The following is a 20569-nucleotide window of genomic DNA, read 5'->3' on the forward strand; positions in this document are numbered from 1 at the left end:
GATAACGCGGAGTTCGTTGCTGCGGAGTTCGGTACTGAAAATACGCGACGCATCGTGAAGGCATGCCGAAGGAAAACCTCATCCTAGGCATGCCCACGGCACTCGGAAATGGCCGAAGCCCGAAAGCGCGTTACATGTTCACGTAATTCGGACCGCCGCCACCTTCGGGCGTGACCCACACGATGTTCTGCGTCGGGTCCTTGATGTCGCAGGTCTTGCAGTGCACGCAGTTCTGCGCGTTGATCTGCAGACGCTCCTTGCCCTCTGCGTTCTGCACGAACTCATAGACACCGGCCGGGCAGTAGCGCGACTCGGGGCCCGCGTACTTTTCCCAGTTCACGTTCACCGGCACGCTCGCATCCTTGAGCGTCAGGTGCGCGGGCTGGTTTTCCTCGTGGTTCGTGTTGCTGATGAACACCGAGCTCAGGCGATCGAACGTGAGCTTGCCATCGGGCTTCGGGTATTCGATCTTCTCGCACTCGGCCGCCGGCTTCAGGTAGACGTGATCGGGCTTGGTCCGATGGATCGTCCACGGCGGATTGCGGATGCCGAGCTTCGGCAGCAGCCATTGCTCGATACCGGTCATCAGCGTGGCCGTGGTGCGGCCCTTCTTGAACCACTGCTTGAAGTTCTTCGCCTGCAGCAGTTCCTTGTACAGCCAGCTCTGCTCGAACGCCACCGGGTAGGCGCTCAGTTCGTCGTGCTGACGGCCGGCCTGCAGCGCGTCATAGGCGGCGTCGGCGGCCATCATGCCGGTCTTGATCGCGGCATGGCTGCCCTTGATGCGCGAGGCGTTCAGGTAACCGGCCTCGCAGCCGACCAGCGCGCCGCCGGGGAACACCGTCTTGGGCAGCGACAGCAGCCCGCCGGCCGTGATCGCGCGCGCGCCGTAGCCGATGCGCTTGCCGCCTTCGAAGTACTGGCGAATCTCCGGATGGGTCTTGAAGCGCTGAAATTCCTCGAACGGCGACAGCCAGGGGTTGGTGTAGTCGAGGCCGACCACAAAGCCCACTGCAACCTTATTGTCCTCCATGTGATAGAGGAACGAACCACCGTATGTGGCGGGGTCGAGCGGCCAGCCCGCGGTGTGGACCACGAGCCCAGCCTTGTGCTTGGCCGGGTCGATTTCCCACAGCTCCTTGATGCCAATGCCGTAGCTCTGCGGATCTTTGCCCGCGTCGAGCTGGTATTTGGCGATCAGTTGCTTGCCCAGATGGCCGCGCGCGCCTTCCGCGAAGATCGTGTACTTGGCGTGCAGCTCCATGCCGAGCTGGAAGTTCTCGGTGGGCTCGCCTTCCTTGTTGATCCCCATGTTGCCGGTGGCCACGCCCTTGACCGAGCCATCCTCGTTGTAGAGGACCTCGGCGGCCGGAAAGCCCGGGAAGATCTCCACGCCCAGCGCCTCGGCCTGCTGGCCGAGCCAGCGTACGAAGTTCGACAGGCTGATGATGTAGTTGCCGTGGTTATGGAAACACTCGGGCAGCAGTGCGTTCGGGGTGGCCTTGGACGCAGTCTGGTCGAGAAATAGGAACTTGTCCTCGCTCACCGGCTGGTTCAGCGGGGCACCGAGTTCCTTCCAGTTGGGGAATAACTCGCTGAGCGCGCGCGGATCCATGATCGCGCCGGACAGGATATGCGCGCCGGGCTCCGAACCCTTCTCGAGCACGCAAACATTGACGTCACCACCTTTCTCCTGGGCCAGCTGCTTGAGCCGGATCGCCGCGGCCAGGCCGCCGGGGCCCGCGCCAACGATGACGACGTCGTACTCCATGGCTTCGCGGGGGCCGAACTGCTCCAGGAGCTGTTGCTGATCCATTGTCTCTAACCCTCTAGGTTTTTGTGGCGGCGTAGCGGCCGCACGGTTGCAGCACGCAATCTGGGCATGCGAGTCTGCGGTTGTGGGAGATACTGCGGCGAACCGGCGTGACAAGGGCGGCAGAGGCGGGGTCGCGATCACCTTTCGGACGTCACCGCGGACGCAACTACGGACGTAACCACCGATGCAATTACCGGGGGTTATCCGCGTTTTTCCTCTTTCCCTTTGGGGACCAAGTTCTTAGAATCTCCGGCATTGTCCGGGACTCGACACCCTCAGGCAAGACATTTTTTGGAACGACCGTTCTTTTTTTTGGTATGCTGCCTTCCGCTTCAGGCAAGGGGAGGCAGCGGGCGTCCGGCCTGACCGGACGTGCCCCACACCGAGGTAATCATGGGTTTGTCGATCAATCTGGAAGGCAAGGTCGCATTCGTGACCGGCGCGTCGAGCGGGCTCGGCACGCGCTTCGCCACCATACTGGCCGCCGCGGGCGCCAAGGTCGTGCTGGCCTCGCGCCGCGTAGACCGTCTCAAGGAGCTGCGTGCCGCCATCGAGGCCGACGGCGGCAGCGCGCATGTGGTGCGGCTCGATGTCACCGACTTCGACAGCATCCGCGCGGCGGTCGCCCATGCGGAGACCGAGGCTGGCTCCATCGATATCCTGGTCAACAATTCGGGGGTATCCACCACGCAGCGGCTGTCGGACGTCACGCCCGACGACTTCGACTTCGTGTTCGATACGAACACGCGCGGCGCGTTCTTCGTGGCGCAGGAAGTGGCCAAGCGCATGATCGCGCGGGCCAAGGGCGCCGAGAAGCTCGGCAACCCGCTGCCGCAGGCGCGCATCATCAATATCTCGTCGGTGGCCGGGCTCAAGGTGCTGCCGCAGATCGGCGTGTACTGCATGAGCAAGGCGGCCGTGGTGCAGATGACCAAGGCCATGGCGCTCGAGTGGGCGCGGCACGGCATCAACACCAATGCGATGTGCCCGGGCTATATCGAGACCGACATCAACCGGCATCACTGGGACACCGATGCCGGCCAGAAGCTGATTCAGATGCTGCCGCGCAAGCGGCTCGGCACCCCCGAGGATCTCGACGGTCTGCTGTTGCTGCTGGCATCCGACGCCTCGCGCTTTATCAACGGCGCAGTCATGACCGCTGACGACGGAATGGTATAACCGCAGGCTGTCAAACCACCGCCCGGCTGCGCGCCAGAAGCGTGCCCGGGCGTGCTGTCCTTGAACCTCCGGGCTTATCCGGTCCCTCGGGGTGGGCAGTTGTTGGCATAATCGACTGGTTTTTTGCCGTCATAACATCAATAACAAGCATTGCCGCGCGGCGCATGCACACGCACGCGCGGACCGGACCGGAGGCCGGGAAGATGGATCAAGAGGAGCAGGCACGGCGCAACGCCGGGCCGCAACACGCGGTTTCGCAGCACATTATCGATTCGGCCGTAGTGCCGGAGGCCGTTGACGAAGCGAAAGACAAGGATTTCCGCGTATCGCCGCGCATCGAGGACTGGATCGGCGTGGGCGTGATGGTATTGCTGGTCGCCATCACCTTCACCAACGTGATCGTCCGCTACTTCACCGATGAATCGTTCGCCTGGACCGAGGAGTTCTCGGTCTTTCTGATGATCGTGCTCGCGCTCGTGGCCGGCAGTGCCGCGGTGGCGCGCGATCGCAATATCCGCATCGAGTTCTTCTTCGAGCGTGGCAGCGAGGCCCGCCAGCGTCGGCTCGCGATCCTGTCCGCGCTCGGCGTGGCCGTGATGTTCCTCGCGCTGGCCGTGCTCGGCGCGCGCGTGACGTGGGACGAGTACACGTTCGGCGAGACCTCGCCGGGCATCGGCGTACCAAGCTGGTGGTACTCGATCTGGCTGCCGGTGTTCTCGCTGGCCATCGTACTGCGCGCGCTGGGCCTGATGGCGCGCAACGTGCGCGCGCTGCGCCAGCTTCATGCCGAAGGCCGTGAACGGGGAGGGCGCGCGCCATGACCCTCGTCGCCATCGTCCTGTTCGCAGTCTTTATCATCCTCATGCTGCTCGGCGTGCCGATCGGCGTGTCGCTGGGCCTCGGCGGCGTGGCAGCGATCGCCCTGTCCAACCTCGACACGCAGATGTTCGGTCTGCTGGCCGTGCCGCAGAACTTCTACGCGGGCCTGGCCAAGTATCCGCTGCTTGCAATCCCGATGTTCGTGCTGGTCGGCTCGATCTTCGATCGTTCCGGCGTGGCGTCGCGACTCGTGACCTTCGCCATCGCCATCGTCGGCCGTGGGCCCGGCATGCTGCCGCTCGTCGCGATTCTCGTCGCGATGTTCCTCGGCGGCATCTCGGGTTCGGGTCCAGCCAACGCGGCGGCCGTCGGCGGTGTGATGATCGCCGCGATGTCGCGCGCCGGTTATCCGCCCGCGTACAGCGCATCGGTCGTCGGCGCCGCCGCGGCCACCGACATCCTGATCCCGCCGTCGGTCGCGTTCATCATCTACAGCGTGCTGGTGCCGGGTGCCTCGGTGCCCGCACTGTTCGCGGCCGGCATGATCCCGGGCGTGCTCGCCGGCGTAGCGCTGATCGTTCCCGCGGTGTGGCTCGCGCGCAAGCACAAGATGGGCGCGATCGAGGCCGATCTGCCGCGTCCGCCGTTCTGGAAGAGCATGCGCGAAGCCGCATGGGGGCTGGTCGCGCCGTTCCTGATTCTCGGTGGCATGCGCGCGGGCTGGTTCACGCCGACCGAGGCCGCGGTGGTTGCGGTGGTGTACGGTCTGTTCGTCGGCATGGTGATCTACCGCTCGATCGGCATGCGCGATCTGTTCGTGATCTTTCAGGAAGCCGCCGAAACTTCGGCCGTGATCCTGCTCGTGGTCGCGCTCGCCGGCATCTTCGCGTATGCGCTGTCGACGCTTGGCGTGATCGACCCGCTTGCCCACGCCATCGCCAATTCGGGTCTCGGCGAATACGGTGTGCTCGCGCTGATCGTGCTGCTGCTGATGACGGTGGGCATGTTCCTCGACGGCATCTCGATCTTCCTGATCTTCGTGCCGCTGCTGCTGCCTATCGCCAACGCCTTCCACTGGAACCCGGTGTGGTTCGGCGTGGTGCTGACGCTCAAGGTCGCGCTGGGCCAGTTCACGCCGCCGCTCGCGGTCAATCTGATGGTGTCATGCCGGATTGCCCGCGTGCGCATGGAAGAAACCGTGCCCTGGGTGATCTGGCTGCTGGCCGCGATGTTTGTCGCGATGCTGGCGGTGCTGGCCTACCCGCCACTGGCAACGTGGCTGCCGGACTATCTGGGCTATTGAGGCCCCGCTGTTTGAAAACAAATTCCAAGACGTATCGATTCCCAACCAGGAGAGTTGCATGAAACGCCGTGCCCTGATGCTGTCCGTTGCCGCCACGATCGCCGCCGCGGCGCTCGCGCCCGCTGGCGCCATGGCCCAGACCTACAAGTCCGAATACAAGCTGTCGCTCGTGGTCGGCACCGCCTTCCCTTGGGGCAAGGGCGGCGAGATCTGGGCGGACCTCGTGCGCCAGCGCACCAACGGCCGCATCAACATCAAGCTGTACCCGGGTACCTCGCTCGTGGGCGGCGACCAGACGCGCGAGTTCTCGGCGATCCGCCAGGGCGTGATCGACATGGCCGTTGGCTCCACCATCAACTGGTCGCCGCAGGTCAAGGAACTGAACCTGTTCTCGCTGCCGTTCCTGATGCCCGACTACAAGGCGATCGACGCGCTGACGCAGGGTGAAGTGGGCAAGCAGATCTTCACGACGCTCGAGAAGGGCGGCGTGGTGCCGCTGGCCTGGGGCGAGAACGGTTTCCGCGAGGTGTCCAATTCCAAGCACGAGATTCGCAAGCCCGAGGACATGAAGGGCCTGAAGCTGCGTGTGGTGGGCTCGCCGCTGTACATCGAGACCTTCAATGCGCTGGGCGCCAACCCGACGCAGATGAGCTGGGCCGACGCCCAGCCGGCCATGGCCTCGGGCGCTGTGGACGGCCAGGAGAACCCGCAATCGATCTTCGCGGCCGCCAAGCTGTACACGGTGGGCCAGAAGTTCGTCACGACGTGGGGCTACGTGGCCGATCCGCTGGTCTTCGTGGTCAACAAGCAGATCTGGGAAAGCTGGACCCCGGCTGACCGCGAGATCGTCAAGCAGGCCGCCATCGACGCCGGCAAGCAGGAAATCGAACTGGCCCGCAAGGGCCTGTCCGAAGCCGGCGCCCCCGCGTGGAAGGCCATGGAGCAACACGGCGTGAAGGTCACCGACCTGTCCCCGACCGAACGCGACGCCTTCAAGAAGGCCACCGCCAAGGTCTACGACAAGTGGAAGAAGCAGATCGGCGCCGACCTGGTCACCAAGGCCGAACAGTCGATCGCCAAGCGTTGAGCATCGTATAGCCCTGCCACGGCGCCAGGAATCACAATCCTGGCCTCTACGGGAGGCGGAGGGCAAGCGTAGTGGCTACGCAATGCCACCGGTTTACTCTCTCCCCTGACGGGGACAAGTCAGCGCAGCGGCTACGCACGCCAACGGTTCGCTCCCCTCTCCCCGGCGGGGAGAGGGGCCGGGGGAGAGGGGGACCTTACCTATTGTTTTAAGGTTTTCTCCCCTCTCCCTGCGGGAGAGGGGCGGGGGAGAGGGCGAGCGGCGCAGCCGCTCATCGGCTCACGAGACGCTGCACGAGGTCCACCGATGTGTGGGCCCCGTACTTCTTCATCAGCCGCGCACGGTAGATATCCACCGTGCGCGGGCTGATCGCCAGCAGCTTGCCGATCTCCTTGCTGGTCTTGCCCTCCACCAGCTGGGCCGCGATATCGCGTTCGCGCGCGGTCAGCTCGGCCGTGACCGGTCGCTTCTGCGACAGATCCTCAAAGGTCCAGATCCCCGCGCCCAGCGCCTGCCGCCGGTCCAGCGCGCGGCCCGTCACGTGGCACCAGAACAATTCCCCGGTCGCTCGCTTCATGATCCGTTCATCGGAGTACATGCCCCGAGCATTCATGATCGGCACGATGCGCACACCGGTGCGCTCGAACTCGTCAGCCGAGGGGTAGAGCGTCTGGAACGACTGCCCGATCAGCACCGCGCGCGTGGTCCCAAAAATCCGGCACACCTCGTCGTTGCAGTCCTCGATCATGCGCTCGCGCGACAGCACGAGACCGACGGGGGCCAGCTGGAAGGCGGTCTGGTAGTCGATGGCCGGCATCATCCTTAGGCTTGTCCCTTATGTACTTTTACGTAATGGCGTCCGCGCCGTTGCCTGGCGTATGCTGTCGGCCGGATAGCACGACCGGGAAACGCGGTAACAAACGCGGTAAAAACGGCGCCAGAGCGCCCGATTGTACCGTTACAATTTCCCGGCGTGCCTGACCGATCGTCCCGAGGCGGCACGTCTTCCGCGCGGGAATCACCGAGGAACAAGGAGCAAAGCATGAACAAGGTCTACGCCAGCGCCACCGAGGCGCTCGCGGACATCGTCCGTGATGGCCAGACGATCGCCGTGGGCGGTTTCGGGCTGTGCGGCATCCCCGAGGCGCTGATTGCCGCGCTGCGCGACAGCGGTGCCAAGCAGCTCACCTGCATTTCCAACAACGCGGGCGTCGACGGCTTCGGCCTGGGGCAGCTGCTGGCCACGCGTCAGGTCAAGAAGATGATCTCGTCATACGTGGGCGAGAACAAGGAGTTCGAGCGCCAGTATCTGGCCGGCGAACTCGAGCTCGAATTCACGCCGCAAGGCACGCTGGCCGAGAAGCTGCGCGCGGGCGGTTCGGGCATCCCGGCGTTCTTCACCAAGACCGGCGTCGGCACCATCGTGGCCGAGGGCAAGGAAGTCCGTGAATTCAACGGCGAGAAATACGTCATGGAACCGTCACTGACGGCCGACGTCGCGCTGGTCAAGGCCTATAAGGCCGACAAGTCCGGCAACCTCGTGTTCCGTCGCACCGCGCGCAACTTCAACCCGGTCTGCGCAATGGCTGGCAAGATCACCGTGGCCGAAGTCGAGCATATCGTCGAAACCGGCGAAATCGATCCCGACGACGTGCACCTGCCCGGCATCTTCGTGCAACGCCTGGTGCTGAACACCACCCCCGAAAAACGCATCGAGCAGCGCACCGTGCGTGCTAAGTGAGGAGAAGATCATGGCATGGACACGTGACGAAATGGCTGCGCGCGCAGCCCGCGAACTCGAAGACGGTTTTTATGTGAACCTCGGTATCGGTCTGCCGACGCTGGTGGCGAACCACGTGCCGGAAGGCATGGAAGTGTGGCTGCAGTCGGAAAACGGCCTGCTGGGCATCGGCCCGTTCCCGACCGAGGATGAAGTTGACGCCGACATGATCAACGCCGGCAAGCAGACGGTGACGACGCTCAAGGGCTCGTCGATCTTCTCGTCGGCCGATTCGTTCGCGATGATCCGCGGCGGTCATATCAACCTGGCCATTCTCGGCGCGATGCAGGTCAACGAGCGCGGCGATCTGGCCAACTGGATGATCCCGGGCAAGATGGTCAAGGGCATGGGCGGCGCGATGGACCTGGTCGCCGGCGTGGGCCGCGTGGTCGTGCTGATGGAACACACGGCCAAGAAGAAGGACGGCACCGAGGACATCAAGATCCTCAAGGAGTGCAACCTGCCGCTGACCGGCGTGGGCGTGGTCAACCGCATCATCACCGACCTCGGCGTGATCGACATCACTGACGCCGGCCTCAAGCTGGTGGAACTCGCCCCGGGCGTGACCCGCGACGAGATTCAAGAGAAGACCGGCGCGTCGCTGAAGTAAGCACCCCTTGTTTGCTCCCCTCTCCCTGGAGGGAGAGGGGCAGGGGTGAGGGTAGTCTTTACTGCGCCACCCAACCCCCATCCATATTCCAGATCGCGCCCCGCACCTGCCTGGCGGCATCGCTAGCCAAAAACACCGCCAACGCACCCAACTCCTCGGGCGTAACAAACTGCCCCGACGGCTGCTTCTCGATCACGAGCTCGCGCTTGGCCTGCTCGATATCGATCCCTTCCTTCTGCGCGCGCGCTTCCACCTGCTTCTGTACGAGCGGCGTCAACACCCATCCGGGGCAAATCGCATTCGCCGTCACGCCCGTCTGCGCGGTTTCCAGCGCGGTGACCTTCGTGAAACCGACGATGCCATGCTTGGCGGCCACATACGCCGACTTCTGCGCCGACGCCACGAGCCCATGCGTGGAAGCGACATTGATGATGCGCCCCCAGTTCTTCTGCTTCATGCCAGGCAGCACCAGCCGCGTCGTGTGAAACGCCGACGTCAGATTGATCGCAATGATCGCGTCCCAGCGCTCGACCGGAAAGTCTTCGATATTGGAGACGTACTGGATGCCAGCGTTGTTGACGAGAATATCGGCACCACCGAAGTCCGCATCGGCATAGCGGATCATGTCTTCGATCTCGCCAGCCTTGCTCATGTCCGCGCCGTGATACCCGACCTTGATGCCATTGCCAGCCTTGGCGATCGCATCCTTTGCGCCGTCCGCGTCACCAAAGCCGTTGACGATGATGTTGGCGCCCTGCGCGGCAAGCGCCTGCGCGATGCCGAGTCCAATGCCACTGGTCGAGCCGGTTACCAGAGCGGTCTTGCCTTTGAGCATGCATGCCTCCGTCGGAGAAATCTCGAATGATCTCGAATGAAGATCTCGAATGAAATCGGGGCCGGCCCGATCGAGCCCGACCCCGCGGGAATGTGCTGTGGCATTGTACTCGCTGCGGCGTACAATCCTGCTTTGCCCATACCGCCACCGTCCCGCCGTATTTCCCCCGGGAACCGGCTCTAGAAGGGAGTTCCGATGTCGTCGAGTCTGTCCAGTCCGCGCCTTGGTTTCGTCCAATGCATCAGCACCACCGGCCTGCATCGCATGGCCTATCACGAGTGGGGCGACCCCGCGAATCCGCGCGTGCTGATGTGCGTGCACGGCCTGACGCGCACCGGTCGCGACTTCGACACCGTGGCCCGCGCGTTGTCCGGCGACTACCGTGTGATCTGCCCCGACGTGGTCGGCCGCGGCCGCTCGGACTGGCTGGCAGATCCACGCCGCTACGTGTTGCCACAGTACGTGTCCGACATGGTCACGCTGATCGCGCGGCTCAACGTCGAGCACGTCGACTGGTTCGGCACCTCGATGGGCGGCCTGATCGGCATGAGCCTCGCGGGCCTGCCGAAATCGCCGATCCGCAAGTTGTTGCTCAACGACGTGGGCCCGAAGATCGCACCACAGGCACTCGAACGCATCGGCTCGTACCTGGGCCTGCCTGTGCGGTTCAAGACGTTCGAGGAAGGCCTCGCTTATCTGCAGACCATTAGCGCATCGTTCGGTCGTCATACGCCCGACCAATGGCGCGAGCTGAACGGCGCGATCCTCAAGCCGATGCAGACGCCCGAAGGCATGGAGTGGGGCCTGCATTACGATCCCGCGCTCGCGGTGCCGTTCCGCGAGGCCACGCCAGAGATCGCCGCCGCCGGCGAGGCCATGCTGTGGCAACTGTTCGCCGGCATCCAGGGCCCGACGTTGATCGTGCGTGGCGCGCAGTCGGACCTGCTGCTGCGCGAGACCGTCGCCGAGATGACCGCGCGCGGCCAGAACGTGAGTTCGGTGGAGATTGCCGACGTGGGCCACGCGCCGACGTTCGTCGATCCCGCCCAGGTGGCCGTGGCAAAGGCATTCTTCCTCGGCACCTGAGTTTTTTCGTTTTCAATACAGAGATTCATCATGAGCACCAACGCACTGAAGCGCGCCCCCGGGGGCGCGCGCCTCTCCGAATACGCGGTCTTCAACGGCGTGGTCTATCTCGCCGGCCAGGTGCCCGAGGTGGATCCCAAGGCCGACCTGCGTGGCCAGACCCGCGAGGTGCTTGGCCATATCGATCGTCTGCTCGAAGAAGCCGGCAGCGACAAGACGCGCATTCTGTCGTGCCAGATCTTTCTGACCGACGTCACGCGCATCGGCGAGATGAACGAAGTGTGGGACGCGTGGGTCGCGCAGGGCAACACGCCGCCGCGCGCCACCGTGGAAGCGCGTCTGGCGAATCCCGACTATCTGATCGAAGTCGTGGTGACCGCCGCGCTGAACTGAGGCGGAGTGGCTGCAAATGGTGACGTCGACCGACCTGACGAGCCAGACCGCGGGCGTACCCGATGCGCACCTCGTGGAGCGCGCGCTCGCGTACGTACGCGAGGTGGCGGAGCCGGAGGGTAGTCCGCCCGCGCAATTGCCCACTGGCGAGAGCGTGCTGTCGCATGCCGAGGGCATGCTGCGCATTCTCGATGGCCTGCGCGTGGACGATGCCGCGCGCGCGGCCGCCTGCCTGTTTCCGCTGGCGACGTTTGTCGACGGCGCCGAAGCCGAAATCGCACCGCGCTTCGGTGACGAGGTAGCGGGCCTCGTCAAGGGCGTGCGCCAGCTGCTGCGCATCGGCGCCATCGCGGTATCGCAGGCCGATGGCGCGGAGTCGAAGAAAGCCGAGTCAAAGAAAGCGGAGTCAAAGAAGGCGGAGTCGTCGAAGAACGAAGCCGCCGCGCGCCATGAGCAGGTGGAAGCGCTACGCAAGATGCTGCTCGCGTTCGCGCAGGACATCCGCGTGGTGCTTGTGCGGCTGGCCTCGCGACTGCAGACCCTGCGCTGGCTCGCGCAGACCAAGACCATGCCGCTGCCCGGCGTCGCGCGCGAGACGCTCGATATATACGCGCCGTTGGCCAACCGGCTCGGTATCTGGCAGATGAAGTGGGAGCTAGAGGACCTTGCATTCCGCTTCGAGCAACCCGAAACCTACAAGCGCATCGCGCGGCTGCTCGACGAAAAGCGTATCGAGCGCGAAGGCTATATCTCGCAGGCCATCGCGCGACTGCAATCGGAACTCGCCGAGGCCGGCATCCGCGCCGAGGTGAGCGGCCGGCCCAAGCACATCTACAGCATCTGGAAGAAGATGCGCGGCAAGGAACTCGACTTTGCCGACCTGTACGACGTACGCGCATTCCGCGTGATCGTCGACGACATCAAGGACTGCTACACGGTGCTCGGCATTGTGCACCACATCTGGCAGCCAATTCCGCGCGAGTTCGACGACTATATCTCGCGGCCGAAGTCCAACGGCTATCGTTCGCTGCATACGGTGGTGATCGGCGACGACGGGCGCGCGTTCGAAGTCCAGATCCGCACGCAGGAGATGCACCACTTCGCCGAGTACGGCGTGGCCGCGCACTGGCGCTACAAGGAAGCGGGCGCCAAGGGGTATGGTGGCAACTTCGCGGCCAACGAACGCTACGACGAGCGCATTGCGTGGCTGCGACAACTGCTGGCGTGGAAGGACGATGCCGACCATACCGTCGCGCACGAGGACTCGCCGTGGGAGCAGCTCAAGCACGCGGCCATCGATGACCATATCTATGTGCTGACGCCTCAGGCGCGTGTGGTCGCGCTGCCGCAGGGCGCCACGCCGCTGGACTTCGCGTACTACCTGCACAGTGACCTCGGCCATCGCTGCCGCGGCGCGCGTGTCGATGGCGCGATGGTGCCGCTGAACACGCCGCTCAAGAACGGGCAGACTGTGGAGATCGTCGCGCTCAAGCAGGGCGGTCCGTCGCGCGACTGGCTCAATACGGAGCTCGGCTACCTCGCCAGTACGCGGGCGCGCGGGAAGGTGCGCGCGTGGTTCAACGCGCTGGACTCGCAGGAGACCATCGCGCAGGGCCGCGCGATGATCGACAAGACGCTGCAGCGCGAGGGCAAGACCGCGGTCAATCTCGACGACCTCGCCACACGCCTGCAGTTCAAGACGCCCGAGGATCTGTTCGCGGCAGTGGCAAAGGAAGAGTTCAGCCTGCGCCATGTCGAGCAGGCGCTGCGCCATCCGGAAGGCGAGGCCGAACCGCAGTACAGCGAGGAAGAGGCCGTCACCAAGAAGAGCCGTGCGACAAGCGTGGCGCGCGGCGCCAAGAGCGGCGTGCTGGTGGTCGGCGTGGATTCGCTGATGACGCAGATGTCGCGTTGCTGCAAGCCCGCGCCGCCCGACGACATCGTTGGCTTCGTCACGCGCGGCCGCGGCGTGTCGATTCACCGGCGCAACTGCCATACGTTTCTGCAACTGTCGACGCGCGCGCCGGAGCGCGTGATCCACACCGAATGGGGCAAGCGCAGCGATGCGGTGTATCCCGTCGACATCCAGGTGGAAGCGATCGACCGTCAGGGTCTGCTGCGCGATATCTCGGAAGTTCTGTCGCGCGAGAGGATCAACGTGACCGGCGTGAAGACGCTGACGAGCAAGGGTGTCGCGCGCATGCAGTTCACGGCCGAAGTTGCGGAGGCCACGCAGCTGCAACGCGCACTGTCCTTGATAGAAGATGTACAAGGGGTGTTGCAAGCGAAAAGAAAGTGATGCTATACTTGCGTCTTCGCTAGGCTCGTAGCTCAGCTGGTTAGAGCACCACCTTGACATGGTGGGGGTCGTTGGTTCGAGTCCAATCGAGCCTACCAACGCACAAGCAGTACTGAAGTAATTGCAGCATCAATATCGAGGGGCATCATGGTTATGACACCGCGAACTACTACCGCTAATCTGCGACAGTAGTCGAGGTACGCCCTTCGAGCCGGAGCGATCCGGTGAATGAAAGAAAAACGCGGCCTTGGCCGCGTTTTTTTTCGTCTGTCGTTTGCTGGCCGCCTGATAAGCTGCCGGTCTCCACAAGAGCACAAGAGGTGCAAGATGATCGCAATCACGCTGCCGGACGGATCCCGTCGTGAATTTCCCGGCCCCGTCACGGTGGCCGAAGTGGCGCAGAGCATTGGCTCGGGCCTGGCCAAGGCCGCGCTCGCCGGCAAGGTGGATGGCCGGCTCGTCGATACGAGCTTCCGCATCGAGCAGGATGCCGCGCTCGCCATCGTCACGGACAAGGATGCCGATGGCGTCGACGTGATCCGCCACTCGACGGCTCACTTGCTCGCGTACGCGGTCAAGGAGCTCTATCCCGAAGCGCAGGTGACGATCGGTCCCGTGATCGAGAACGGCTTCTACTACGACTTCGCGTACAAGCGTCCCTTCACGCCCGAGGATCTCGTGGCGATCGAGAAGAAGATGACGGAGCTCGCGCGCAAGGACGAAAAGGTCACGCGTGAAGTGCTGAGCCGCGACGACGCGGTGGCGCTGTTCGAGTCGATGGGCGAAAAGTACAAGGCTGAGATCATCGCGTCGATTCCGGCGAGCGACGAGATCGGCCTCTATCGCGAAGGCAACTTCGTCGATCTGTGCCGCGGCCCGCATGTGCCGTCGACGGGCAAGCTCAAGGTCTTCAAGCTGATGAAGGTGGCCGGCGCCTACTGGCGCGGCGATGCCAACAACGAGATGCTCCAGCGCATCTACGGTACGGCCTGGGCGAAGAAGGAAGACCAGGACGCGTACCTGCATATGCTCGAGGAAGCCGAGAAGCGCGATCACCGCAAGCTCGGCAAGCTGCTCGACCTGTTCCATCTGCAGGAAGAAGCGCCGGGCATGGTGTTCTGGCATCCGAAGGGCTGGGCTGTGTGGCAGGCCGTGGAGCAGTACATGCGTGGGCGCCTGACGGAAGGTGGCTACGAGGAAGTGCGCACGCCGCAGGTGATGGACCGTTCGCTGTGGGAGAAGTCGGGGCACTGGCAGAACTACAAGGAGAACATGTTCGTCACGGAGTCGGAGAAGCGCGACTACGCGATCAAGCCGATGAACTGCCCGGGCCATGTGCAAATTTTCAATCACGGTCTGCGTTCGTACCGTGACCTGCCGCTGCGTCTGGCCGAGTTCGGCGCCTGCCATCGCAACGAGCCTTCGGGCGCGCTGCATGGCCTGATGCGCGTGCGCGGCTTCGTGCAGGACGATGCGCATATCTTCTGCACGGAAGCGCAGATCGTGGAAGAGGCGAAGGCGTTCAACGAACTCGCGTTCTCCGTCTACGACGACTTCGGCTTCAAGGATGTGCAGGTGAAGCTGTCGCTGCGTCCGGACCAGCGTGCCGGTTCCGACGAGACGTGGGATCACGCCGAGGAAGGCCTGCGCCTGGCGCTGCGCGCCTGCGGCGTGGAGTGGGAAGAGCTGCCGGGCGAGGGCGCGTTCTATGGCCCGAAGGTCGAATACCACATCAAGGATGCGATCGGCCGCTCGTGGCAGTGCGGCACGCTGCAGCTCGACCTCGTGCTGCCGGAGCGCCTGGATGCCGAGTACGTGTCCGAGGACAACTCGCGCAAGCGCCCGGTAATGCTCCACCGCGCGATCCTGGGTTCGTTCGAGCGTTTCCTCGGCATTCTGCTGGAGAATCACGCCGGAGCGCTGCCCGCTTGGCTTGCGCCGGAGCAGGTCGTGGTGCTGAATATCGCGGATTCTCACGCAGAATATGCCGAAAACGTAGTGCAACTCTTGCAAAAACAAGGGTTTAGGGCCAAGGCGGATTTGCGTAACGAGAAAATTACGTATAAAATCCGCGAGCATTCCCTTCAGAAGATCCCCTACCTGCTGGTGGTGGGTGAAAAGGAGCGGGATGCCAATCAAGTGGCCGTGCGTGCCCGTGGCAATGTGGATCTCGGCGTAATGTCCGTATCCGCATTTGTGGAGCGTCTGCAGCAAGACGTCTCCAGCAAAGCCTGAGGCGACGAGCACGGCTTGTTTTTTTGTCTTCTTGAGGTAACGCAACATCGCTACAGACAAAGGTCACCGCATCAACCGTGAGATCAGCGCACCCGAGCTGCGCCTGGTAGGGGTTGATAACGAACAGCTGGGCATCGTCAAGTTCATGGACGCGCTGCGCATGGCTGAGGACAAGGACTTGGATCTCGTGGAGATCGCTCCTAATGCGGCTCCGCCCGTGGCCCGCATCATGGACTACGGCAAGTTCAAGTACGAAGAAGCCAAGCGCGCGCACGATGCGAAGCTGAAGCAGAAGATCATCCAGGTCAAGGAAGTGAAGTTCCGCCCTGGCACGGATGATGGCGACTACAACGTCAAGCTGCGCAATCTGCGTCGCTTCCTGGAAGAAGGGGATAAGACCAAGATCACGCTGCGTTTCCGCGGTCGTGAGATGGCCCACCAGGAAATCGGCGCGCGCGTGCTGGAACGGTTGAAAGCTGATCTGGAGGAACTTGGCCAGGTCGAACAGATGCCGAAGATGGAAGGTCGCCAGATGGTGATGGTGCTGGCTCCCAAGAAGAAGAAGTAAGCAGTTTTCCTGCGCGAAGCGACGACCGGGATGCACGGCATCCCGGTGTTGTTTTGTGCGGAGCCGTGCGGGGGCCTTCGGGCCGCCGTACAAAAACAAGTGGATGCGGGTCATACAAGTGTTGGCGCCAGCCGGCCACCTGCATGCATGTCATAGAGCTGGAGTTTTTCATGCCTAAGATGAAGACCAAGAAAAGCGCTTCCAAGCGCTTTACGGCGCGCCCGAACGGTTCGTTCAAGCGCGGCCAGGCCTTCAAGCGTCACATCCTGACCAAGAAGACCACCAAGAACAAGCGTCAACTGCGCGGCACCCAGGACGTCCATGAGACGAACCTGAAGTCCGTTCGCGCAATGATGCCGTACGCGTAACCCTAACGATCACGAAAGGAGAGCTTTATGCCTCGAGTAAAACGTGGGGTCACCGCACGGGCCCGTCACAAGAAAGTCATCGACGCAGCCAAGGGTTACCGCGGCCGTCGCAATAACGTCTATCGCATCGCCAAGCAGGCGGTCATGCGTGCTGGCCAGTACGCATACCGCGATCGTCGCAACAAGAAGCGCGTGTTCCGCGCCCTCTGGATTGCACGTATCAACGCTGCCACGCGCGAGCATGGTCTGACCTACAGCGTGTTCATGAACGGCCTGAAGAAGGCTTCGATTGAACTCGACCGCAAGGTGCTGTCGGACATGGCCATTCACGACAAGCCTGCCTTTGCCGCCATCGTCAACCAGGTGAAAGCCTCCGTTGCCTGATGCCGGCTCCGGTGGCGCCGCAAGGCGTCACTGGGCAAGCACCGACCGCAAGGTCACGTAAGAACGGGGCTCCTCACCGAGCCCCGTTTTTATTTCGGCATGTCATTTCGGCGTGTCATTCGGCATGTCGAATGGCGTTTTTCCGAAGACGCTATTCGAGATGCTCTCTCGCACGATGCGGGTCCAACCCGTAGTGCCAACATATTCCACGATTGCCGTCATGTCCCTGGATCTGGATCAAATCGTCGCCGACGCTCAGGCAGCCTTCGCCGCCGCTAACGACAACGCCACGCTGGAAAACGAGAAAGCGCGTTTCCTCGGCAAGACCGGCGCGCTGACCGAACTGCTCAAGGGGCTCGGCAAGCTCGACCCCGAAGCGCGCAAGACCGAAGGCGCGCGCATCAACCAGACCAAGCAGCAGGTGGAAGCCGCGCTGCAGGCGCGGCGCCAGGCGCTGGCCGATGCGCTGATGAACGCGCGCCTCGCCTCCGAGGCCATCGACGTGACATTGCCGGGCCGCGCCGCGTCGCACGGCAGCCTGCATCCGGTCATGCGTACCTGGGAGCGGGTCGAGCAGATTTTCGGCTCGATCGGCTTCGACGTGGCCGATGGTCCCGAGATCGAAACCGACTGGATGAACTTCACCGCGCTGAACAACCCGGACAACCATCCGGCGCGTTCGATGCAGGACACGTTCTACATCGATGGTCGCGACAGCGACGGCAAGCTCCTGCTGCTGCGTACGCATACCAGCCCGATGCAGGTCCGCTACGCGCGCATGCATGTGCAGAAGTACGCGGGCAAGGCGATGCCGCCGATCAAGGTGATCTGCCCCGGTCGCACGTATCGTGTGGACAGCGATGCCACGCACTCGCCGATGTTCAATCAGGTGGAAGGCCTGTGGATCGGCGAGGACATCAGCTTCGCCGACCTGAAGGGCGTGTACACGGACTTCCTGCGCAAGTTCTTCGAGCGCGACGATATTCAGGTGCGCTTCCGTCCGTCGTACTTCCCGTTCACGGAGCCGTCGGCGGAGATCGACATGGCGTTCGGCAACGGCAAGTGGCTCGAGATCTCGGGCTCCGGTCAGGTGCATCCGAACGTGCTGCGCAATATGGGCCTGGACCCGGAGCGCTATGTGGGCTTTGCGTTCGGCTCCGGCATCGAGCGCCTGACCATGCTGCGTTACGGCATCAACGACCTGCGCCTGTTCTTCGAGGGCGACGTGCGTTTCCTGCGTCAGTTCGCCTGACCATTCGTCCGACCAAGCGCCGTTCCACGTCGATCCAGACCTCACAGATACTTACCGATCAGAAGCGCCATGCAATTCTCGGAATCCTGGCTTCGTACCTTCGCCAACCCTGAAAAAACCTCTACCGACGCGCTCTCGCACAAGCTGACGATGGCCGGGCTGGAGGTGGAAGAGGTGGGCCCGGTTGCGCCGCCGTTCAGCAAGATCGTGGTCGCGCATGTGCTGGCCACCGAGCGCCATCCCAATGCCGACCGTCTCAACGTGTGCCAGGTGGATGCCGGCACCGGCGAGACGCTGCAGATCGTCTGTGGCGCGCCCAACGTCAAGCCTGGCATCAAGGTGCCGTGCGCGCTGGTGGGCGCCGTGCTGCCGCCGGCCGAGGCTGGCGCCGCGCCGTTCGAGATCAAGGTGGGCAAGCTGCGTGGCGTGGAAAGCTACGGCATGCTGTGCTCCGCGCGCGAACTCAAGCTGTCGGAAGACCAGGGCGGTCTGCTGGTGTTGCCGGACGATGCGCCGGTGGGGCAGGACATTCGCCAGTACCTCGACCTCGATGACCAGATCTTCACGATCAAGCTGACGCCAAACAAGGCGGACTGCCTGTCGATCCATGGCGTGGCACGCGAGGTGTCGGCGCTGACCGGCGCCACGCTGACGCTGCCCGACATGTCGCCGGTGGCCGTGACCCTCGACGAGCGTCTGGCGGTCAAGGTATCGGCGCCCGATCTGTGCGGCCGTTTCTCGGGCCGCGTGATTCGCGGCGTGAACGCGCATGCGGCCACGCCCGCGTGGATGGTGCAGCGACTCGAGCGTTCGGGTCAGCGCAGCATTTCCGCACTGGTCGATATCTCGAACTACGTGATGCTGGAGCTCGGACGCCCGAGCCACGTGTTCGACCTCGACAAGATTCATGGCGGTCTCGATGTGCGTTGGGGCCGCAAGGGCGAACAGCTCAAGCTGCTCAACGGCAATACGGTCGAGATCGACGAGAACGTGGGCGTGATCGCCGACGACAAGGAGATCGAGAGCCTGGCCGGCATCATGGGCGGCGACAGCACCGCGGTGTCGCTCGACACCACCAACATCTACCTCGAGGCCGCATTCTGGTGGCCCGAGGCGATTCAGGGCCGCGCACGTCGCTACAACTTCTCCACCGACGCGGGTCACCGCTTCGAGCGTGGCGTCGACTATGCGACCACCGTCGAACACATCGAACGCATCTCCGCGCTGATCCTCCAGATCTGCGGTGGCCAGGCCGGTCCGGTCGATGACCAGATCGTGAACGTGCCGGTGCGCAAGCCGGTATCGCTGCGCGTGGCGCGTGCCGAGCGCATTCTCGGTATCGAGCTGTCGGCCGTGGAAATCGCCGATGTGTTCCAGCGTCTGAATCTGCCGTTCACGCGGACGCAGGGCGCCGACGGTGAAGTGTTCGAGGTGACGCCGCCGAGCTATCGCTTCGACATCGAGATCGAGGAAGACCTGATCGAGGAAGTCGCGCGCATCTATGGTTTTGAACGCATTCCCGCGCGCCCGCCGATCGCCGAGAACGAAATGCGTCCGACCAACGAAGGTCGCCGCTCGCAGCACGTCGTGCGTCATGCACTGGCCGCGCGTGACTATCAGGAAGTCGTCAACTTCGCGTTTGTCGAAGAGAAGTGGGAGCGCGACTTCGCTGCCAACGACAATCCGATTCGCCTGCTCAACCCGATCGCGAGCCAATTGGCCGTGATGCGCTCGACGTTGTTCGGCGGGCTGGTGGAAAAGGTGCGATACAACCTCAACCGCAAGGCCGCACGCGTGCGCTTGTTCGAGGTGGGGCGCGTGTTCCACCGCGATCCGAAGGCGGTCGATGGTGGCCTGACCGTGGCTGGCTACGACCAGCCGATGGTGGCCGCGGGCATTGCCTACGGTCCGGCGTTCGAGGAGCAGTGGGGCGTGCCGACGCGCGCGGTGGACTTCTTCGACGTCAAGGGCGACGTGGAAGCGTTGTTCCACCCGCATGTGCCACGCTTCGAGGCGGTCTCGCATCCGGCGCTGCATCCGGGGCGCGCGGCGCGCGTGCTGGTGGGTGGCAAGGCGGTCGGCGTGGTTGGTGAACTGCATCCGCGCTGGTTGCAGGAATATGAATTGACGCAGGCGCCGGTGGTGTTCGAACTGGACCTGCAGGCACTGCGCGATGTGGGGCTGCCCACCTATACCGAGATCTCGCGTTTCCCGGCGGCGGTGCGTGATCTTGCCGTGGTGGTCAAGCAGACGGTACGCGTGCAGGACATGCTCGACGCGATGCGCGAGGCCCTGGATAAGGCCGATCTGGGCCGCTATTGCCAGAGCCTCGTGTTGTTCGACGAGTTCCGTCCAAAGGCGGCTTCGGCGGCCATTGGCGCGGACGAGAAAAGCCTTGCGTTCAGACTAACCTTGCAAGATACTGGGGCGACGCTTCAGGACGAAACCGTCGATCAGGCAGTACGCTGCATGGTCGATGCGCTGGCAGCGGCGTTCGACGCCCGCCTGCGCGGCTGAACTGCTCGATAAGGCTAAACCGCCTGTGAAGGCTGGAG

The 20569-nt window shown here is 63.6% G+C and carries 18 protein-coding genes and 1 tRNA gene; 16 read left to right on the forward strand and 3 right to left on the reverse strand.

Going from position 1 to position 20569, the window contains the following annotated elements; all coding sequences use genetic code 11:
- Window positions 1–130: 130 nt before the first annotated feature.
- Window positions 131–1816: an electron transfer flavoprotein-ubiquinone oxidoreductase gene (locus LDO41_RS19230; protein WP_223991095.1), complete on the reverse strand. Its 1686-nt coding sequence runs from the start codon at window positions 1814–1816 to the stop codon at window positions 131–133.
- A 393-nt stretch (window positions 1817–2209) separates the two neighbouring features.
- Here LDO41_RS19230 and LDO41_RS19235 point away from each other — a divergent pair, with 393 nt between their 5' ends.
- The 4 genes from LDO41_RS19235 (at window position 2210) to LDO41_RS19250 (ending at window position 6204) form a co-directional block, all read left to right on the forward strand.
- Window positions 2210–2995: an SDR family oxidoreductase gene (locus LDO41_RS19235; RefSeq protein WP_223991097.1), complete on the forward strand. Its 786-nt coding sequence runs from the start codon at window positions 2210–2212 to the stop codon at window positions 2993–2995.
- A gap of 203 nt (window positions 2996–3198) precedes the next feature.
- On the forward strand, window positions 3199–3816 hold the full coding sequence (locus LDO41_RS19240; protein WP_223991099.1) for a TRAP transporter small permease: 618 nt from the start codon (window positions 3199–3201) through the stop codon (window positions 3814–3816).
- Entirely contained in the window at window positions 3813–5117 is a 1305-nt protein-coding gene (locus tag LDO41_RS19245) for a TRAP transporter large permease (protein ID WP_223991101.1), read from the forward strand. The genes LDO41_RS19240 and LDO41_RS19245 overlap by 4 nt, the downstream gene beginning before the upstream one ends.
- A gap of 58 nt (window positions 5118–5175) precedes the next feature.
- A complete protein-coding gene (locus LDO41_RS19250; RefSeq protein WP_223991103.1) occupies window positions 5176–6204 on the forward strand; it encodes a DctP family TRAP transporter solute-binding subunit in 1029 nt (342 codons plus the stop codon).
- A 271-nt stretch (window positions 6205–6475) separates the two neighbouring features.
- Here the strand turns inward: LDO41_RS19250 and LDO41_RS19255 are convergent, their stop codons facing one another.
- Window positions 6476–7021, reverse strand: coding sequence for a PAS and helix-turn-helix domain-containing protein (locus tag LDO41_RS19255; RefSeq protein ID WP_223991420.1), 546 nt, complete (start codon window positions 7019–7021; stop codon window positions 6476–6478).
- A 225-nt stretch (window positions 7022–7246) separates the two neighbouring features.
- On the opposite strand from LDO41_RS19255, the gene LDO41_RS19260 reads away from it, so the two are divergent.
- Complete coding sequence (locus LDO41_RS19260) at window positions 7247–7945, forward strand: CoA transferase subunit A (RefSeq protein WP_223991105.1); 699 nt, start codon at window positions 7247–7249, stop codon at window positions 7943–7945.
- Window positions 7946–7955: 10 nt separating this feature from the next.
- Window positions 7956–8594 (forward strand): CoA transferase subunit B, encoded by a 639-nt coding sequence (locus LDO41_RS19265; RefSeq protein WP_223991107.1) that lies wholly within the window; start codon window positions 7956–7958, stop codon window positions 8592–8594.
- Window positions 8595–8652: 58 nt separating this feature from the next.
- Here the strand turns inward: LDO41_RS19265 and LDO41_RS19270 are convergent, their stop codons facing one another.
- On the reverse strand, window positions 8653–9429 hold the full coding sequence (locus LDO41_RS19270) for a 3-hydroxybutyrate dehydrogenase (RefSeq protein WP_223991109.1): 777 nt from the start codon (window positions 9427–9429) through the stop codon (window positions 8653–8655).
- Window positions 9430–9624: 195 nt separating this feature from the next.
- Between LDO41_RS19270 and LDO41_RS19275 the strand changes: the two genes are divergently transcribed.
- From LDO41_RS19275 to pheT, 10 genes are all read left to right on the forward strand, one after another.
- Window positions 9625–10515, forward strand: coding sequence for an alpha/beta fold hydrolase (locus LDO41_RS19275; RefSeq protein ID WP_223991111.1), 891 nt, complete (start codon window positions 9625–9627; stop codon window positions 10513–10515).
- A 30-nt stretch (window positions 10516–10545) separates the two neighbouring features.
- On the forward strand, window positions 10546–10908 hold the full coding sequence (locus LDO41_RS19280) for a RidA family protein (protein WP_223991113.1): 363 nt from the start codon (window positions 10546–10548) through the stop codon (window positions 10906–10908).
- A 16-nt stretch (window positions 10909–10924) separates the two neighbouring features.
- Window positions 10925–13207 (forward strand): RelA/SpoT family protein, encoded by a 2283-nt coding sequence (locus LDO41_RS19285; RefSeq protein ID WP_223991116.1) that lies wholly within the window; start codon window positions 10925–10927, stop codon window positions 13205–13207.
- 21 nt (window positions 13208–13228) lie between these two features.
- Window positions 13229–13305, forward strand: a tRNA-Val gene (locus LDO41_RS19290).
- A gap of 229 nt (window positions 13306–13534) precedes the next feature.
- Complete coding sequence (gene thrS, locus LDO41_RS19295) at window positions 13535–15442, forward strand: threonine--tRNA ligase (RefSeq protein WP_223991118.1); 1908 nt, start codon at window positions 13535–13537, stop codon at window positions 15440–15442.
- A gap of 46 nt (window positions 15443–15488) precedes the next feature.
- A complete protein-coding gene (infC, locus tag LDO41_RS19300) occupies window positions 15489–16010 on the forward strand; it encodes a translation initiation factor IF-3 (RefSeq protein ID WP_223991422.1) in 522 nt (173 codons plus the stop codon).
- Window positions 16011–16180: 170 nt separating this feature from the next.
- Entirely contained in the window at window positions 16181–16378 is a 198-nt protein-coding gene (rpmI, locus tag LDO41_RS19305; RefSeq protein ID WP_006575466.1) for a 50S ribosomal protein L35, read from the forward strand.
- Window positions 16379–16405: 27 nt separating this feature from the next.
- Entirely contained in the window at window positions 16406–16762 is a 357-nt protein-coding gene (gene rplT, locus LDO41_RS19310; RefSeq protein WP_092292801.1) for a 50S ribosomal protein L20, read from the forward strand.
- Between the two features lie 226 nt (window positions 16763–16988).
- A complete protein-coding gene (pheS, locus tag LDO41_RS19315) occupies window positions 16989–18014 on the forward strand; it encodes a phenylalanine--tRNA ligase subunit alpha (protein WP_223991424.1) in 1026 nt (341 codons plus the stop codon).
- A gap of 69 nt (window positions 18015–18083) precedes the next feature.
- A complete protein-coding gene (gene pheT / locus LDO41_RS19320) occupies window positions 18084–20531 on the forward strand; it encodes a phenylalanine--tRNA ligase subunit beta (protein ID WP_223991120.1) in 2448 nt (815 codons plus the stop codon).
- Window positions 20532–20569 lie beyond the last annotated feature (38 nt).

The organism is Cupriavidus pampae, assembly GCF_914271485.1.
Taxonomy (GTDB): domain Bacteria; phylum Pseudomonadota; class Gammaproteobacteria; order Burkholderiales; family Burkholderiaceae; genus Cupriavidus; species Cupriavidus pampae.

Bases quoted from the DNA above. Each gene is read 5' to 3' on its own strand.
- rplT (WP_092292801.1), top strand. From the start codon at position 16,406: ATGCCTCGAGTAAAACGTGGGGTCACCGCACGGGCCCGTCACAAGAAA.
- rpmI (WP_006575466.1), top strand. From the start codon at position 16,181: ATGCCTAAGATGAAGACCAAGAAAAGCGCTTCCAAGCGCTTTACGGCG.
- thrS (WP_223991118.1), top strand. From the start codon at position 13,535: ATGATCGCAATCACGCTGCCGGACGGATCCCGTCGTGAATTTCCCGGC.
- LDO41_RS19255 (WP_223991420.1), bottom strand. From the start codon at position 7,021: ATGCCGGCCATCGACTACCAGACCGCCTTCCAGCTGGCCCCCGTCGGT.
- LDO41_RS19270 (WP_223991109.1), bottom strand. From the start codon at position 9,429: ATGCTCAAAGGCAAGACCGCTCTGGTAACCGGCTCGACCAGTGGCATT.
- LDO41_RS19280 (WP_223991113.1), top strand. From the start codon at position 10,546: ATGAGCACCAACGCACTGAAGCGCGCCCCCGGGGGCGCGCGCCTCTCC.
- LDO41_RS19240 (WP_223991099.1), top strand. From the start codon at position 3,199: ATGGATCAAGAGGAGCAGGCACGGCGCAACGCCGGGCCGCAACACGCG.
- LDO41_RS19250 (WP_223991103.1), top strand. From the start codon at position 5,176: ATGAAACGCCGTGCCCTGATGCTGTCCGTTGCCGCCACGATCGCCGCC.
- LDO41_RS19245 (WP_223991101.1), top strand. From the start codon at position 3,813: ATGACCCTCGTCGCCATCGTCCTGTTCGCAGTCTTTATCATCCTCATG.
- pheT (WP_223991120.1), top strand. From the start codon at position 18,084: ATGCAATTCTCGGAATCCTGGCTTCGTACCTTCGCCAACCCTGAAAAA.
- LDO41_RS19285 (WP_223991116.1), top strand. From the start codon at position 10,925: ATGGTGACGTCGACCGACCTGACGAGCCAGACCGCGGGCGTACCCGAT.
- LDO41_RS19265 (WP_223991107.1), top strand. From the start codon at position 7,956: ATGGCATGGACACGTGACGAAATGGCTGCGCGCGCAGCCCGCGAACTC.
- LDO41_RS19275 (WP_223991111.1), top strand. From the start codon at position 9,625: ATGTCGTCGAGTCTGTCCAGTCCGCGCCTTGGTTTCGTCCAATGCATC.
- LDO41_RS19230 (WP_223991095.1), bottom strand. From the start codon at position 1,816: ATGGATCAGCAACAGCTCCTGGAGCAGTTCGGCCCCCGCGAAGCCATG.
- LDO41_RS19260 (WP_223991105.1), top strand. From the start codon at position 7,247: ATGAACAAGGTCTACGCCAGCGCCACCGAGGCGCTCGCGGACATCGTC.
- LDO41_RS19235 (WP_223991097.1), top strand. From the start codon at position 2,210: ATGGGTTTGTCGATCAATCTGGAAGGCAAGGTCGCATTCGTGACCGGC.